The 13,767-nt window shown below is 44.4% G+C and carries 14 protein-coding genes; 6 read left to right on the forward strand and 8 right to left on the reverse strand.

Annotated elements, in window-relative coordinates:
- Positions 1-8: 8 nt before the first annotated feature.
- From A5878_RS14910 to A5878_RS14925, 4 genes are all read right to left on the reverse strand, one after another.
- Positions 9-1,493, reverse strand: a complete 1,485-nt coding sequence (locus A5878_RS14910) for an ABC transporter permease (RefSeq protein ID WP_005231794.1) — start codon at positions 1,491-1,493, stop codon at positions 9-11.
- A 170-nt stretch (positions 1,494-1,663) separates the two neighbouring features.
- On the reverse strand, positions 1,664-3,532 hold the full coding sequence (locus A5878_RS14915) for a carbohydrate-binding domain-containing protein (protein ID WP_086295763.1): 1,869 nt from the start codon (positions 3,530-3,532) through the stop codon (positions 1,664-1,666).
- Between the two features lie 15 nt (positions 3,533-3,547).
- Positions 3,548-4,225: a DUF4956 domain-containing protein gene (locus tag A5878_RS14920; RefSeq protein ID WP_005227945.1), complete on the reverse strand. Its 678-nt coding sequence runs from the start codon at positions 4,223-4,225 to the stop codon at positions 3,548-3,550.
- Complete coding sequence (locus A5878_RS14925; RefSeq protein WP_034869049.1) at positions 4,215-4,937, reverse strand: polyphosphate polymerase domain-containing protein; 723 nt, start codon at positions 4,935-4,937, stop codon at positions 4,215-4,217. Before A5878_RS14925 ends, A5878_RS14920 begins: the two co-directional genes overlap by 11 nt.
- 132 nt (positions 4,938-5,069) lie before the next feature.
- Here A5878_RS14925 and A5878_RS14930 point away from each other — a divergent pair, with 132 nt between their 5' ends.
- The 3 genes from A5878_RS14930 to A5878_RS14940 are packed head-to-tail and all read left to right on the forward strand — an operon-like array spanning position 5,070 to position 7,551.
- The gene (locus tag A5878_RS14930) at positions 5,070-5,744 is read left to right on the forward strand and encodes a response regulator transcription factor (protein ID WP_005227933.1); all 675 of its coding nucleotides are present in this window, start codon (positions 5,070-5,072) and stop codon (positions 5,742-5,744) included.
- A 3-nt stretch (positions 5,745-5,747) separates the two neighbouring features.
- Positions 5,748-7,064 (forward strand): cell wall metabolism sensor histidine kinase WalK, encoded by a 1,317-nt coding sequence (locus A5878_RS14935; protein WP_005227932.1) that lies wholly within the window; start codon positions 5,748-5,750, stop codon positions 7,062-7,064.
- 13 nt (positions 7,065-7,077) lie between these two features.
- On the forward strand, positions 7,078-7,551 hold the full coding sequence (locus A5878_RS14940; protein WP_005227930.1) for a GNAT family N-acetyltransferase: 474 nt from the start codon (positions 7,078-7,080) through the stop codon (positions 7,549-7,551).
- Positions 7,552-7,898: 347 nt separating this feature from the next.
- On the opposite strand, the gene udk is transcribed toward A5878_RS14940, so the two are convergent.
- The 3 genes from udk to A5878_RS14955 form a co-directional block, all read right to left on the reverse strand.
- Positions 7,899-8,522 carry a uridine kinase gene (udk, locus tag A5878_RS14945; protein ID WP_005227927.1) on the reverse strand — a complete coding sequence of 208 codons (624 nt, stop codon included), beginning with the start codon at positions 8,520-8,522 and terminating at the stop codon, positions 7,899-7,901.
- An 83-nt stretch (positions 8,523-8,605) separates the two neighbouring features.
- Entirely contained in the window at positions 8,606-9,289 is a 684-nt protein-coding gene (locus A5878_RS14950) for a YjjG family noncanonical pyrimidine nucleotidase (RefSeq protein ID WP_016609901.1), read from the reverse strand.
- Positions 9,290-9,303: 14 nt separating this feature from the next.
- Complete coding sequence (locus A5878_RS14955; protein WP_005227924.1) at positions 9,304-10,020, reverse strand: 16S rRNA pseudouridine(516) synthase; 717 nt, start codon at positions 10,018-10,020, stop codon at positions 9,304-9,306.
- A 300-nt stretch (positions 10,021-10,320) separates the two neighbouring features.
- Between A5878_RS14955 and A5878_RS14960 the strand changes: the two genes are divergently transcribed.
- The 3 genes from A5878_RS14960 to A5878_RS14970 all read left to right on the forward strand — a co-directional run bounded on the left by A5878_RS14960 (position 10,321) and on the right by A5878_RS14970 (position 12,864).
- On the forward strand, positions 10,321-10,935 hold the full coding sequence (locus tag A5878_RS14960; RefSeq protein WP_005227923.1) for a 50S ribosomal protein L25/general stress protein Ctc: 615 nt from the start codon (positions 10,321-10,323) through the stop codon (positions 10,933-10,935).
- A 316-nt stretch (positions 10,936-11,251) separates the two neighbouring features.
- A complete protein-coding gene (locus A5878_RS14965) occupies positions 11,252-11,569 on the forward strand; it encodes a DUF960 domain-containing protein (RefSeq protein ID WP_005227922.1) in 318 nt (105 codons plus the stop codon).
- A 248-nt stretch (positions 11,570-11,817) separates the two neighbouring features.
- The gene (locus tag A5878_RS14970; RefSeq protein ID WP_005227921.1) at positions 11,818-12,864 is read left to right on the forward strand and encodes a helix-turn-helix domain-containing protein; all 1,047 of its coding nucleotides are present in this window, start codon (positions 11,818-11,820) and stop codon (positions 12,862-12,864) included.
- 38 nt (positions 12,865-12,902) lie between these two features.
- Here A5878_RS14970 and A5878_RS14975 read toward each other — a convergent pair whose 3' ends face one another.
- Positions 12,903-13,757 carry a MetQ/NlpA family ABC transporter substrate-binding protein gene (locus A5878_RS14975; RefSeq protein ID WP_005227920.1) on the reverse strand — a complete coding sequence of 285 codons (855 nt, stop codon included), beginning with the start codon at positions 13,755-13,757 and terminating at the stop codon, positions 12,903-12,905.
- Positions 13,758-13,767: the final 10 nt, after the last annotated feature.

The following is a 13,767-nucleotide window of genomic DNA, read 5'->3' on the forward strand; positions in this document are numbered from 1 at the left end:
CGTTCCTCCTAAGAAACCAAGATTTTTTTCGGGTTCAGCCGCAAAATGCCCGCCGACGAGAGTAAGATCGAGCCAAAGCTGATCCCTAGACCGAGTAATGCCAATAGACCAATTTGTTGAGGGGAAACGGTAATTTCTAAGGACTCCACTTCTGCTGATTGGGTGAAGGATGGGAAAGAACCGCCACGGTTGCCGCCCATTTGCGGCATCTCTCCGCCTCCAGGTCCAGCGTTTTCAGCAGCTGCCTGATCCGTCGTCGTTTCGGTTTGCTGTGCCAATAATTGCTCTCCGACGGCATTACCGACTAGATTACCGCTAGCGGCCGCGATCCCTAAAGCAAATACCATGCAGACAAAAATCTCTGTAAAAAACTGTAGGATCACTTTGGCTCGTGACTCGCCTAAAGAGAGCAATACGCCAATCTCATAGCGACGTTCCCGAATCGACATCATCACGATCAACGTCAAAATAATGATACCGGCAGCAGCAACTAAGACAATAATATTTTTGGCAAAGCTCGCGACATTATTCAACGGTGTCAGCATCGATTGATACATCTGATCATTGGTTTGGATGCTGTAGGTTTCTGTATCGATCAATCCTTCTGCTTCTTCCACGAATGCCGTCATTTCAGACGGATCACTCAAGGTATAGGTTGCTGAATCAATGGTGTCCTCATTGCCGCTCAACGTATTGGCAAGGGTATAAGAGGCAATGATCGTGTTGGCTGGGTTGAGAAAGTTAAACATTTGGCTCATGCTGTTGCCAACTTCACTCGTTTCATAGATTCCTTTGACCGTCACTTCTACTTCATTGTCCTCTGCATCAGTGATTGAAAACGTATCTCCGACCGCTAAATCATTCGCTTCAGCTAGTGAGGATTCAATCAAGACTTGGTTTGTGCCTTCGTCCTCAGAAGTAATTCCTTCTCCATCCGTGATCGTCGCTGTTCCTTCCGAAAAAGTCGTATACGCCGCACTGGTTGATACGCCAGTGATTTGGAAATCACCTGTACTCATACTCCCACCAGGCATACCTCCTGGCATACCGCCCATTTGCCCCGACTCGCTGCTATCGGTTGCTTCTGACTCTGTCGAGGAGTCACTGCTAGAGATCGGTTCGATCCCGCTGACGGCATCAGCCGAGGTACTGACTTCAAAACTATATGAAGCAACCCCGTCTAAATCAGCGATTGCTTGGGCATCTGTGATCGCTACAGGTGTCGATTGAAAACTCCCTGGATCTGGACGTGTACTCTGGTCATCGCTGTCAGATGAAGAACTTCTTTGCTGAAAAGCCTGCTCACGGTTGGCTTGCAACGTCACGGTTGCGCCGACACTTTTCTGAGCATTTTCAGTCGCTACTAGCGCTGCACTGCGAATCGTCAAACCCGCCAATACAAAAATCAAGATTGCAGAAAATACGGCGATCAGCAGCAGACTCCGGCCTTTTTTCGCCCATAAACTTTGGAGCCCTCGTTTCAAAAAATTCATCTTTGTTCCTCCTGAATGGCAAATTATTGTATTTCGACTATAAGAACCTTAGCTTAAATTGAACTTAAATCTTCCCCTGATTTTTCAAAACGTTGGAACAGACCGCAGCTGTCTTCTGCGATCTGCACGTTTTATTGATGACCCCCAGGGAATGATCGAGGAACCTTCAACTAACGGCCAAAGCCGCCGCCCATTTGATTGGTTGTCGCTGTCGCTCCTGATTGGGTCAAGTTGGCGATCGTTTCCGTGACGGGCAACGTTCCTAATTCCGTCCCATCACTAAGGGTCCCACCAGCATAATAACCAGAAACAGCTTGCGCATCATTCGTTCCCCCACTGACCAATGTATAGCTGCTATCCGTCAAATCTGGGCTAGAAAGAACCACATGTTGGTAGCTTTTACTTGGTGCATAGGACAAGATCGTCTGTCCTTGACTATCCTTTAAGGTCACAAGGGTCTCTGCTGCTTGGGTTTGATCGAAACTGATCCCGATCGACTGTTGACTTCCCCCACTGACATTCATGGCCATATCGGTCGTACCAGCAGCTAACAAGACACCGCCAGTGATTTCAAACGTCCCGTTATAATCCAAAGCGCCATTGCCACCGGTCGTTGGACCATTTACGATGACGACCCCATCACTCATAGTGACATTGCCGTTACTGTCCAGGCCATCCCCTTCGGCATCGACCACCAACGTCCCACCAGTGATTGTGATTTGTTTGCTGTCATCTGCGGTATCGCCACCGCCAGGACCGCCACCAAAGCTGTCTTGCCCAAATTGGCCAGTGGTTTCCTCTGTATCACTGCCGCCACCGGCATTGATCCCGTCATCGCTAGCCACGACGTGTGTCGTACCACCAGCAATCGTGATCACACTTGCTTCTAGTCCTTCATAGGATTCTTCGATAGCAATCGTCCCATCGGAGATCGTCAATTCATTGTCCGCATGTATGCCGTCGTCACCACTGTTGGCAGTGATCGTACCACCTGTGATGTTGATGGTATCGTTGGCATGCAGGCTATCATCTGCACTATCGATCGCAAAGGTACCGCTGCTGATGGTCATCACACCGCCAGCTTTCAATCCTTTGTAGCTTTCATCCGTCACTAGCGACTGACTTTGTGCCCCGTCAGCCGTTTTGATCGTGAGATCGGCTGATTGGATGCTTAAATTTGTTTCTGCTTGGATGCCATCACGCCCACTTTGGATCGTAAAGGTACCGCCATCGATCGCAACGTAGCCTTTTTCCGCATCTTCCGAATTATTCGCTTGGATGCCATCTCCTTCAGTGGTGTTCAGTGTGTAGTTCCCTGCCAAGATCGACACGGAATCTTTTCCTTTGATGGCATTGTTTTTCGCTGTGATCTCAATCGTGCCACCAGCAGCTAAAACCAAATCATCTTTACTGCGCAGCCCGTTGCTGTAATTTCCTGTGATCACCAACGTTCCATCACCGTTGATGGACAAATCTTCTTTACTATAAAAAGCGGCATCTGGTTCCGTCTCACCTTCCGCCAAGGTGTAGCTGCTGCCATCTATCAGAGTATTTGTCGTATCACTGGCTAAGGTCGTGATGACTTTTTCTGCTTGTTCGATGACGACTGCCGCCCCGTCTTCATTGGTGATCGTGACACCCGCAAAGATCAGATGGACTTTTTCTTCTTTATTGACGTTGACAACCAGTTGACCATTACTTAAGGAACCGCTGACGACATAGGTACCAGCTTGCGTGATCGTCACCGTTTGGTCTTCCACTGCAACGCCATCAACAGCCGTCGTATCGCCGTCATTCAATTCAAGTTGCGTGGCGGTCGCCTCATCGTAGGAGGCATCCACGTCTTCTTCTTCGTAACTGCCATAATAGTCCGTAGCATCATCAAGAGTCGTTGCAACGTTGGTCACTGCGGCAGAACCTGAAACAGCCGCTGTAGAACTGGAGCTGCTGCTCGTGCTACTACTATCGGTTTTATCGGTTTGCCCACAAGCGCCTAGGAGTAGCGATGAGAGTAAGAGCGGATAAATGAGTTTTTTCATAAGAGGTTCCTCCTTCTACAGCTCATCGCGGTTAGCGGTGAGCTTGCCTAAAACAACGGGTAAATTGCCATTACGAACCCGAACTTCATCAATGATTTGTTTTTCTTGCGCTTGGTCTTTTAACAGCAACTGATAACGCAACTCATATAAGCTCCCCATCGTGGTCGTTCGAACCGATGTCAGTTTGGCAGAATGCGTATATTTTTCAAAGAGATCATCGAATAGTTGCGGATAATCCAAATCTTCTGGAATCGTGACCTTCAGTTCTCGTTCACTCGTGGCTTGTCGATCGCCAAAGGGTACCGTGTATAAAAGGGTCAAGAAAAGCGCCACGATGATGGAAAAAATCACGACATAGCCGACGTAGCCCATCCCAGTTGCCAGACCGATCCCCATCGACCAAAAGACGCTGGTGATCTCTCTAGACCCTCCTGGAACCGAGCGGAAACGAATCAAACTGAAGGCGCCTAAGATCGCCACACCTGTGCCAAGATTGCCGTTGACTAGCATGATCACGGATTGAACGAGGATCGGTAAGACCGCCAAGGTAATGACGAAGTTTTTTGTGTAGACATTGCGGATCATATGGATCGCCGCTACCAATATTCCTAAAAGCAATGAGGCGGCGATACAGATCAATAAGCTACGCCATTCCAAGGTGCTCGTATCGCCAGAAAACAGACTAGATAACATGTAACCATTCCTCCTTCTTGAACAAATGCCGTTGATACGTTTGGGCATATTTTGAAAAGCTACCTTTGCGCACGCTGTATTTGTTCAACAGCTCCACAAACCATAATGGATAAGCGCCGAGGGCTTTCACTTCCATCAACACCCCGATTTCAGGTGCTACCAGCGCTCCCTCACTGCCAGAACCGAACATAAGATCATAGGTGCGAAAGCGAATGTTTTGGTCGAATGTCACGCGAAATTCACTATCATCATCAATAAACAGCGACAAGCGATCATAGGCAATCAACACTTTCGGCAGCAAGTCTGGGTTTTGCTTAAATAGCCAGTGAATCTCTGCAGCGATTTGCGGTGCTTCTGCCATTGACGGCAAGACCCCTGTTTGCAACCAGCCGCAATAGTCAGCATAGGGCAGCGGGATTCGGCGTTTGTAGACCACGCCATTGACTTTCTTTTTGATCTCTAAAAAAATCAACTGCTGCTCTGTCGGTATGCCATAGCTGCGGACCCGAAATTTTTCTTTGTATTTCGGTTTGTCCATCGAATGACGAATAAATCGGTAATCGTGGGTATCGTAATACAAGGACATAATCGTGTGCTGCCCATATTCATCGATCGCCATTCTTTGCTGCAGCTCAGCAAGAAATGCAGGAAATTGCTCCTTGGCTATTAAATATTTTGTCTCTTTTCTTTGAAAGACTTTTTTCAATTTCATAAAAATGTTCCTCCCTTGAAATCCATGCACTGAATTTACGGCAGCTATCTTAAATGCAGCTTAAGGCAAAACAGTTTTTTTAAGCATTTTTTATGCTATTCGTGCTATTCTTATCCTTAAAGAGGTGGGAACATGATTAAACTATTAGTGATCGAAGATGACAAAACATTATCTGATAATATGAAAGAAATCGTCAGCGAGATCGGTGACGTCACACAAGCCTATGATGGCAGTGAAGGCTTATACGAGGCAGAAACGGGGATCTATGATTTGATTATTCTCGACTTGATGATGCCAGAGATGAACGGTTATGAGGTGCTTTCTGCCCTAAGAAAAAAAGGACTCCAAACACCCGTCCTGATTTTAACAGCCAAAGACGGCTTAGAAGACAAAGTGACCGGTTTTCAAAAAGGGGCAGATGATTATTTGACCAAGCCTTTTTATCGGGAAGAATTATTGATGCGGATCAAAGCGTTGCTAAAACGCTCCTTAGGTTTGTTCAATGAAAATACCTTGGAATATAACGGATTGCTGTGCAACCTTGGCACCAATGAGGTCAGTTACCAAGGGCAGCTTTTGCCGATCCAAGGGAAAGAATTTGAGCTGCTGCTTTATTTTCTACAAAATAGAAACATTATTTTGACTAAGGAACAGATTTTTGATCGCATCTGGGGATTTGATTCAGAAACGACCTTGACTGTCGTCGAAGTCTATATGAGCAATCTGCGGAAACACTTGCGCCAGACAGGGATCGACAAAGAGATCCGTACGTTGCGAAATGTCGGCTATATTATGCAAGGAGCCTAGTCTATGAATAAAGAACGCTCTAAGAGACAACGGCTGCACTCCTTTCTCCTAAATGTCAGTGCCTTTGCGTTGGTTTTCTTACTTTTAGGAACCATCGTCCTCCAATTGTTCAACCAATCGGCTTATCGGCAAACCGACATTTCTTTGGAACAAGCAGTCAAAGATACCCGCTTGATCCAAGCAGAGATCAGCGCTTCGCAATCCAATCTAGAGGTATTGCCACCAGATAGTGCCATGCCAAAGATCCCTGGGACCAATCGCTTCAATACCCAGTTGATTCTCTGGTCTGAAGACGGTGAGATATTAAACAAGCAGACCTTGGGCGGCCGCTTTTCACAACTGGCAAGTTTATCTTTAGATACAAGCCACTTAGACAGTATCACATCTTTTTCAGTGGTTGATCAGTCCTTGTCAGAGGAAGAAGAGACCCTTTTGTTTCGTTCGATCACCACCAAAGCACCAACAAATGATGCTGGTGTCGGCTATATCCAAGTCTTGGCGAACACTAACCAAATCAAAAATGCGATGAACAATTTCCAAACGATTTTGATTTTATCGATGATCTTTTTCTGGATTCTTTCGATCGGGATCAGCTATTTGCTTTCCAGCTTGAACATGCGCCCCATTTTAGCCTCCTGGAAAAAACAGCAGGAATTTGTCGAAAATGCATCCCATGAGCTGCGCACACCATTGACTATCATTCAAAACAGTCTGGAACGCCTGTTTACCAAGCCCAATCATACGATCATTGAAGAATCTGAAAGCATCGCCCAAGCGTTAGCGGAAACTCGGCGGCTGACTGGATTAACGGCAGATTTGCTGACGATCGCCCGCAGTGATTCCAATCAATTGCTTTTGACAAAAGAAACCATCGAGCTAGCTCCTTTTATCGATGACTTAGTCAAACCTTTCAAAGAAATTGCCGAATTGGATCAAAAACACTTTGTTGTCGAAAACTTTGCCAAAACGACCGCTTGCTTTGACCAAAAGAAAATCCATCAAGTCCTCGTGATCCTCCTAGATAATGCCTTAAAATATACCAGCAGTGGTGATAAAATCACCCTCTTATCGGAGATTTCTAACAAGCAATGGCTGATCGAGGTCAAAAACACAGGACCAGCCATTTCTGATGAAGAAAAAGCCCGTATCTTTGACCGCTTCTACCGCGAGGATCGTTCCCGCTCCAAAGAGACCGGCGGCTATGGTTTAGGCTTAGCGATCGCCAAGCAAATCGTTGAAGAGCACAAGGGACAAATCCAGGTCAAAGATTTGCAGCCACGAGGGGTTATTTTTCAGATTCGTTTACCTAAAGAAGGATAAAGGAGAAAAACAAATGCAGGTCATCACCCTTAAAGAACACCCTGACTACTTAGCAGAAGCCATTCGTTACTTCCAAAAACAGTGGGCTGGTCCCGACTCCCTCATGGTTTATGAGGATAGCCTGACCCATAGTTTTTCAGCAAATCCTTTGCCGCAATGGCTGCTGCTGGTCAACGAAGAAATCGCAGCAGACGGACGTTATCAAATCATCGGCTGCGGTGGCTTGATCCCCAACGACTTCATCAGTCGGATGGATTTGACCCCTTGGCTTTGCGCCTTGTATGTGGACCCTTTGTGGCGTGGCCAAGGCGGTGCCCGCCTTTTAATCGAAACAGCCAAGCAACGTGCTGCTGGAGCTGGTTTTGATTCTCTGTATCTATGTACGGATCTTTCTACTTTTTATGAGAAATTTGCTTTTGAACCGATCGGAACGGGCTACCATCCTTGGGGAGAGTCTTCCACCATCTATCGCTGTTCTCTCACCTAAATGAACAAAAAAAAGCTGTGAACAAAAATGTTCACAGCTTTCTTTACTCACAGTACTATTGCTAGTAGAATACCCTATCTCCACAAAAGGAATATTCCGACACCCTACAAATCCGGTAGGTTGCTTACGCGGTGTGCCTCTGCTATCAATCTGGTCAGCTAATGCTAGACCTTCTCGACTCGTCGCATGAGGATTACTTTACCATAAAATTAGTCGGAATACTACTGTTTTTTATAAAATTAAAACTGCTGATAAGCATTTCTCAAGAAAGAGTGCCTATCAGCAGTTTTTCATGAATCAATTGTTACTTTTCAAATAGAAACATTCCAATTGATGGATAAAAAAACTTAGGATAAGAAGGTCGCTACTTTGGTCGTAATCAAATCGATGGCTACGTGGTTTTCGCCGCCTTCTGGTACGATGACATCGGCATACCGTTTGGTCGGTTCGATGAATTGATGATACATCGGTTTTACCACCGTCAAGTATTGTTCGATCACAGAATCCAATGTCCGGCCACGTTCTTCCATGTCACGTTTGATTCGGCGAATGATTCGAATATCATCGTCTGTATCAACATAAAGTTTAATATCCATTAAATTACGCAATCGCTCATCTTCTAGAATCAAGATCCCTTCCAAGATAATGACTTCTTTGGGTTCTTGAATGATCGTTGCTTCGCTGCGGGTATGCGCGACATAATCATAGACGGGTTTTTCGATCGTTTGATATGCAAGCAGCTGTTGCAAGTGATCGATCAACAAATCAGTATCAAATGCAAAAGGATGGTCATAGTTGGTGTTCAACCGTTCTTCAAAGCTCAGATCACTTTGGTCTTTATAGTAGGAGTCTTGTTCAAGCATCATAATAGAATGATTGGGGAAATGATTAAAGATCGCCCGACTCACGCTTGTTTTTCCACTACCTGATCCACCTGTCACACCAATAATAATGGGCTTGCCATTCGTCATTCAATTAACCTCTTTCATCTTAAAAAATTCACACTGGTTCTATTATAGCGAAAATTCGGCAAATTACTACTGTTTCTGTAGAATCAGTGCTGCAATAAAGGAAGTAATTGCTGCAAACGTTCGATCTCATAAGTAGGCTGAATCTCACCACTGTTTTTTTTCTTTGGATTGAACCAAATCGTATCGATCCCTGCCAGTTGTCCGCCTAAGATATCTGAAGTCAGTGAATCGCCAATGATGACTGTTTCTTGTTTTTTAACGTTTGGTATGCGAGCAAACACATAGTCAAAATATTCTTTCATTGGTTTTTGATACCCTGTATCTTCTGAAACAAAAATATCACGGAAATACGGCTTTAATTTGGCATCTTCCAAGCGGCGATATTGGGTTTCAGAAACCCCGTTCGTCACCACGTATAGGTCAAAATGCTGCGCCAACTCCGCTAAGATCTCATCACTGTTGTCTAACAGTTTATGTCCTTCATTTAGAAATTCCCGATAGGCCAATTCAACTGCTGGACTATCGACCTGAATGCCTTGCGTTTCAAAAAACAAACCGAAACGCTCATTGATGACTTGGTCTCTCGTGATTTTCCCTTGCTCAAACTGCTGCCACAAATCATGATTGATCGTTTGATAGCTTTGTTTGCGCTCTGGGGTCATTTCCAAGCCATGAGCTTCAAATAGTGCTTTTAAGGCTTGATCTTCGGTATCTTGAAAATCGAGGATCGTGTCATCGACATCAAATAATAATGTTTTATACTTCATTTTCTCCCTCTTTCTCAGCGGAAATGCGCCGCCAGTCCTTTTAATTCTTCTTGCGTCAGCGAGCGATAGCTGCCCACTGCTAAATCATCTGGTAGAACTAGCGACCCCATCGCTGTTCGTTTCAGCTGAATGACTTTTTTCCCTCGGGCTAAAAACATCTTTTTCACTTGATGGAACTTGCCTTCAGCAATTTCTAACGAAACAAAGGAACGAGCCGCTCGGGCATCGATGATCGTTAGGGCAGCTGGTTTGCAAGTGACACCACCATGAAAGGTGATCCCTGTGGCAAATGCCGCCACATCTTCAGGAGTCACCAAGTCATTGACCACCACTTCATATCGCTTGGTCACCTTTTTCGTGGGATGCAGCAAGTCATAGCCTAACTGACCATTCGTCGTAACTAATACCAACCCTTCCGTGTCCCGATCCAATCGACCGACGGCATAAAGATCTGGGTGCTGGTCCTTTGGTGCAATCAAATCGATCACTGTCTGGTGCTGTTGATCAACATTCGCTGTAACAACACCATTGGGCTTGTTGACGATATAATAGCGTTCCTGCGTCTCCAACTGCCGACCCGCAACGATGATTTGATGGATGGCGCTATCGACATTGCGCTCAGGTCGCCCTTCAATCCTTTGATCCACGAGGACTTTTCCTTGCTGAAACAACCGTTTCATCTCTTTACGAGAAGTATTCAATTGTTGCTCGATCACTTTATCTAAACGCATAAATTTTTCTCCATAGTGGCTATTATAGCTCAGGATCTAATGAAAGGAAACTGCCAGGATTTCAAATGATTTGACTTTCTTTGTCTTTTTGCGTAAGGTTAAAGAGTAAAGTAAATATAGTTTCTCATACACAGCGTTATGACCTGGTGGAGAAAAGTTGAACCAAAACTTTCTGGGGCAGTTGTGTACACAACTGCCCTTTTGCGTGTTTTCACTCACGTACCACTTAATGTGCAGAGTTAACAAAATTTGCTTAAAAAATCTCGTTATTAACGAGAAAATTTTAGGAGGAATTGAGTTATGTCAGTATCATTAGAAGTTACGAAAAGAGAAGTTCGCCCACGTTCTTTACGGAACAAGTTGCGCCACGAAGGAAAAGTACCTGCAATTGTCAATGGGTACAAAGTAGAAAGCACACCGATTGCTGTCAATGCAGCAGAATTAGAAAAAATCTTGCGTGAAAATGGATTGAATACCGTAATCACGATCAGTTTAGAAGGCAAAAAAGTCAATACACTGATCAAAGAGTATCAATCAGATACCTTCACACGCAATTTAACCCACGTTGAATTCCTATCTGTCGATATGAATGAAGAAACAGAAGTAGAAGCAGAAGTAACCTTAATTGGCGAATCTGCTGGTGTCAAAGCTGGTGGTGTTCTAGCACAAAACTTGTATACAGTCGTTGTATCAGCAACACCAGACAAATTGCCTGAACGTGTTGAGATCGATGTAACGTCATTAGAGATCGGCGATTCATTAACAGTGGCTGATCTGCCTAAGAACGACGAGTACACGATCGTGACCGATCCAGAAGAACAAATCGTTGCGGTTACTGAACCACAAGAAATCTCTGAAGATGAAGAAGCTGGCGAAGCTGCTGAACCAGCAGTTATCGGTGAAGACGAAGAATAATCATAGAACATCGTTCTTAAGATCGCGTCTTCAATCAACAGACACTTCTAAGAAATGCAAGACTCTTGAAGGGCTTTTCCTTTAAGAGTCTTTTTCATTCTTACGAAGGGCTGGTGAGCTGCAACTGACTATTTTCCACTAAAAGACGTCATGGGAAAGCTTGGTCCAGCCAACCCATCAAATTTTTAAGAAAATAGTTAAAATGCGTCGCTGACCAAAAAGAAAAGCAGAAGTAGTTGCATTTTTGACGGTTCTTCATTATGATAAATAGACAAATTTGATGTTATTGGCAAGCCTACTTGAAGGAGGGGTTTTTATGTTTGAAACATTTGATGATCACCGCAGCCGCTACGCTTCTGGCGGGATTGTTCAAACACTGCCTGGCGAACTGATCGATAGTATTTGGTTAATCATCGATCTCGATTTAAAAGGGTTTATTCCGTTGACAAATCTGCTCACCTTTGAAGTCCAAAACAATCACGGTCGTGTCACACTGCTTTTTTCTCAAGCACAAAGTCAAATCGAACTCGGCGTTGATCTGCCTTACCGTTATTCCGACCTCTATCCCCAAAAAGTCTATGTGTATGACGATGGGCAGCGGCAAACGATTTTATTGCCTAGCGAGACTCGTTAACAGCGCTTCGTGTTTCTCTTTTTATAACGATACTTACATAAAAAACCACCCTTTTTATTTTAAAAGGTGGTTTTTTTTGATTCCTTCCTCTCATTTAATTCTATATTATAAAAGGTTCGAGCAAGCAACCAATGAATCCCCCGTTTTTTATTACGTTTTATTGACTATTTTTTGTATGTTAAAATAACGTGTGAAGTTCCCTTATAATAAGGACAGTTGCAAAATTCAGCTGAAAGAGGTGCCTAGTTTTGAAAAATATCCTTGAAAAAGATATTATGCAAATGCTGCGTCTGTCCACGATGCTCTTGAGCGAAAATCCCCTTCCTTTGAATAAAGCTGCTGCCGATCAAAATCTTTCCGTCAAAACGATCCGTCGGCTACTGTCCAGTTGTTTAAACGAGGACCCTTCCTTCCATTATGATGTGCAGCAAGGACACATTCGTGCCTTTCATGATTTGCAGCAGCCCCTAGCCAGCAAAAACTTCCCCCATACAGAAATGCTTGCTGCATTGTTTAATAAAAGTACAAACTATCAGTTGCTCTTGTTACTGTTAAAAATGCCGACCATTTCCTTTGCAGACCTCCACAAGCGGTATTACCTGAGCCCCTCCAGTTTGCATCGGCGCTTTTTGTCCTTTTCCTTTTTTTTGGCACCTTATCGTCTAAGGATCGACCGTCGCAGTTTTCCTTTGATTACTGGCAATGAACGGCAACTGCGCTATGTGATTTTTCGACTCACCCTCTTAGCAAGCCCAACGCTTTCTTCTAATCAAGCGTTTCAAGAACTGAAGCAGATTCATCAGTTGCGGGCAAACGCTTTTTATCCCAACACCCCCGCCACGTTTACTCAGCAAGTTTATCCAACATGTTTTGTGCCGCGTTTTTATTTAGTTGGTGAACGCAGCTATTTATTTTTGTGGCAACAACTGCTAGCACTGGAGCCTTTTTATGTGCCAACAGAAGAAGCCTTCCTTTTGCGACGAATCATCACGCCGATTTTGTCGGAGCATCCGCTCCAGCAGCCATTAGAAGTGCTTTTGTCGAAAATTTTCCAAGCCCATCTTTTGGGCGCCTTACTGGAAGGCAATTTATTTGTCTATCCGCCACTAAATCCTTGCCTATCTGAACGTTCCCAACGCTTGGTCCAGGCTTTTTTGACTCAGCTTCCCCATTACGAAAAACTCTTAAAAAAGCATCCCGAGTTGCCCTTACTCTATGAATGCATTTGGCAAGAGCTCTCTTTTTTCCAACCGATCATTGCCTTTCCGCAAAAAAAAGAGCGTCCGCTTAAGTAGCGACACGCTCTTTTGAGGTTCATTTAGTTGGCAGTGAATTATTTTGCGTCAGCATCAACGATTTTCACTGAACCTTGCCATTGTTCTTCCACAAAGTCTTTGATTTCGTCTGAATGCAGCACTTCGATCAATTTCTTGATTTTGTCGCTATCTTCGTCACCACTGCGGACAGCGATCACGTTGACATAAGGCGAATTATCCGCTTCTAATAAAACAGAATCATCCGCTGGGTTCAAATCGATCCCGAATGCGAAGTTCGCATTGATGGCAATTAGGTCTGCTTCGTCGTTTTGATAAGCAGTCGCCAAAAGAGATGGATCGACGTCATGTTTAAATTCTAAGTTTTTCGGATTTTCAGCAATATCATCAAAGGTTGCCGTTTCTGTATCAACGCCGTCTTTTAAAGTGATCAAGTCAGCATCTTGTAAGATCGTTAGGATACGACCCCAGTCAGATTCAGAAGTGGAAGTAAGAACCGTTGCACCATCTTCTAGTTCTGAAATATCAGAGATTCGTTTTGAGTAAAGACCCATTGGCTCGATATGGATCGCACCAGCATTGACAAAATCATAGCCATTGTCTGCGATTTGTTTGTTCAAGTAAGGAATGTGTTGGAAGTAATTGGCATCGATATCGCCATTTTCCAATGCTTTGTTTGGCAACACATAATCATCGAAGGTTTTGATTTCAAGATCAATGCCTTCTTCTGCTAGTAAAGGTTTGGCTTTTTCTAAAATTTCCGCATGAGGCGTAACTGATGCACCGATCACTAATTTTGTTGATTCTCCCTCAGCCGCAGATGAGTCAGAGCTTCCTGAATTTGAGCCTGTGCCACAAGCTGCTAAAGCGGCAGTTAACAATAAGGTTGTTGCAATACCAAAAATCTTTTTCATATCCATTTCC

This window comes from Enterococcus sp. 3G6_DIV0642 (assembly GCF_002140635.1).
Lineage (GTDB): Bacteria > Bacillota > Bacilli > Lactobacillales > Enterococcaceae > Enterococcus_D > Enterococcus_D casseliflavus.

Bases quoted from the DNA above. Each gene is read 5' to 3' on its own strand.
- A5878_RS14960 (WP_005227923.1), top strand. From the start codon at position 10,321: ATGTCAGTATCATTAGAAGTTACGAAAAGAGAAGTTCGCCCACGTTCT.
- udk (WP_005227927.1), bottom strand. From the start codon at position 8,522: ATGACGAATGGCAAGCCCATTATTATTGGTGTGACAGGTGGATCAGGT.
- A5878_RS14925 (WP_034869049.1), bottom strand. From the start codon at position 4,937: ATGAAATTGAAAAAAGTCTTTCAAAGAAAAGAGACAAAATATTTAATA.
- A5878_RS14935 (WP_005227932.1), top strand. From the start codon at position 5,748: ATGAATAAAGAACGCTCTAAGAGACAACGGCTGCACTCCTTTCTCCTA.
- A5878_RS14950 (WP_016609901.1), bottom strand. From the start codon at position 9,289: ATGAAGTATAAAACATTATTATTTGATGTCGATGACACGATCCTCGAT.
- A5878_RS14940 (WP_005227930.1), top strand. From the start codon at position 7,078: ATGCAGGTCATCACCCTTAAAGAACACCCTGACTACTTAGCAGAAGCC.
- A5878_RS14965 (WP_005227922.1), top strand. From the start codon at position 11,252: ATGTTTGAAACATTTGATGATCACCGCAGCCGCTACGCTTCTGGCGGG.
- A5878_RS14915 (WP_086295763.1), bottom strand. From the start codon at position 3,532: ATGAAAAAACTCATTTATCCGCTCTTACTCTCATCGCTACTCCTAGGC.
- A5878_RS14930 (WP_005227933.1), top strand. From the start codon at position 5,070: ATGATTAAACTATTAGTGATCGAAGATGACAAAACATTATCTGATAAT.
- A5878_RS14955 (WP_005227924.1), bottom strand. From the start codon at position 10,020: ATGCGTTTAGATAAAGTGATCGAGCAACAATTGAATACTTCTCGTAAA.
- A5878_RS14910 (WP_005231794.1), bottom strand. From the start codon at position 1,493: ATGAATTTTTTGAAACGAGGGCTCCAAAGTTTATGGGCGAAAAAAGGC.
- A5878_RS14920 (WP_005227945.1), bottom strand. From the start codon at position 4,225: ATGTTATCTAGTCTGTTTTCTGGCGATACGAGCACCTTGGAATGGCGT.
- A5878_RS14975 (WP_005227920.1), bottom strand. From the start codon at position 13,757: ATGAAAAAGATTTTTGGTATTGCAACAACCTTATTGTTAACTGCCGCT.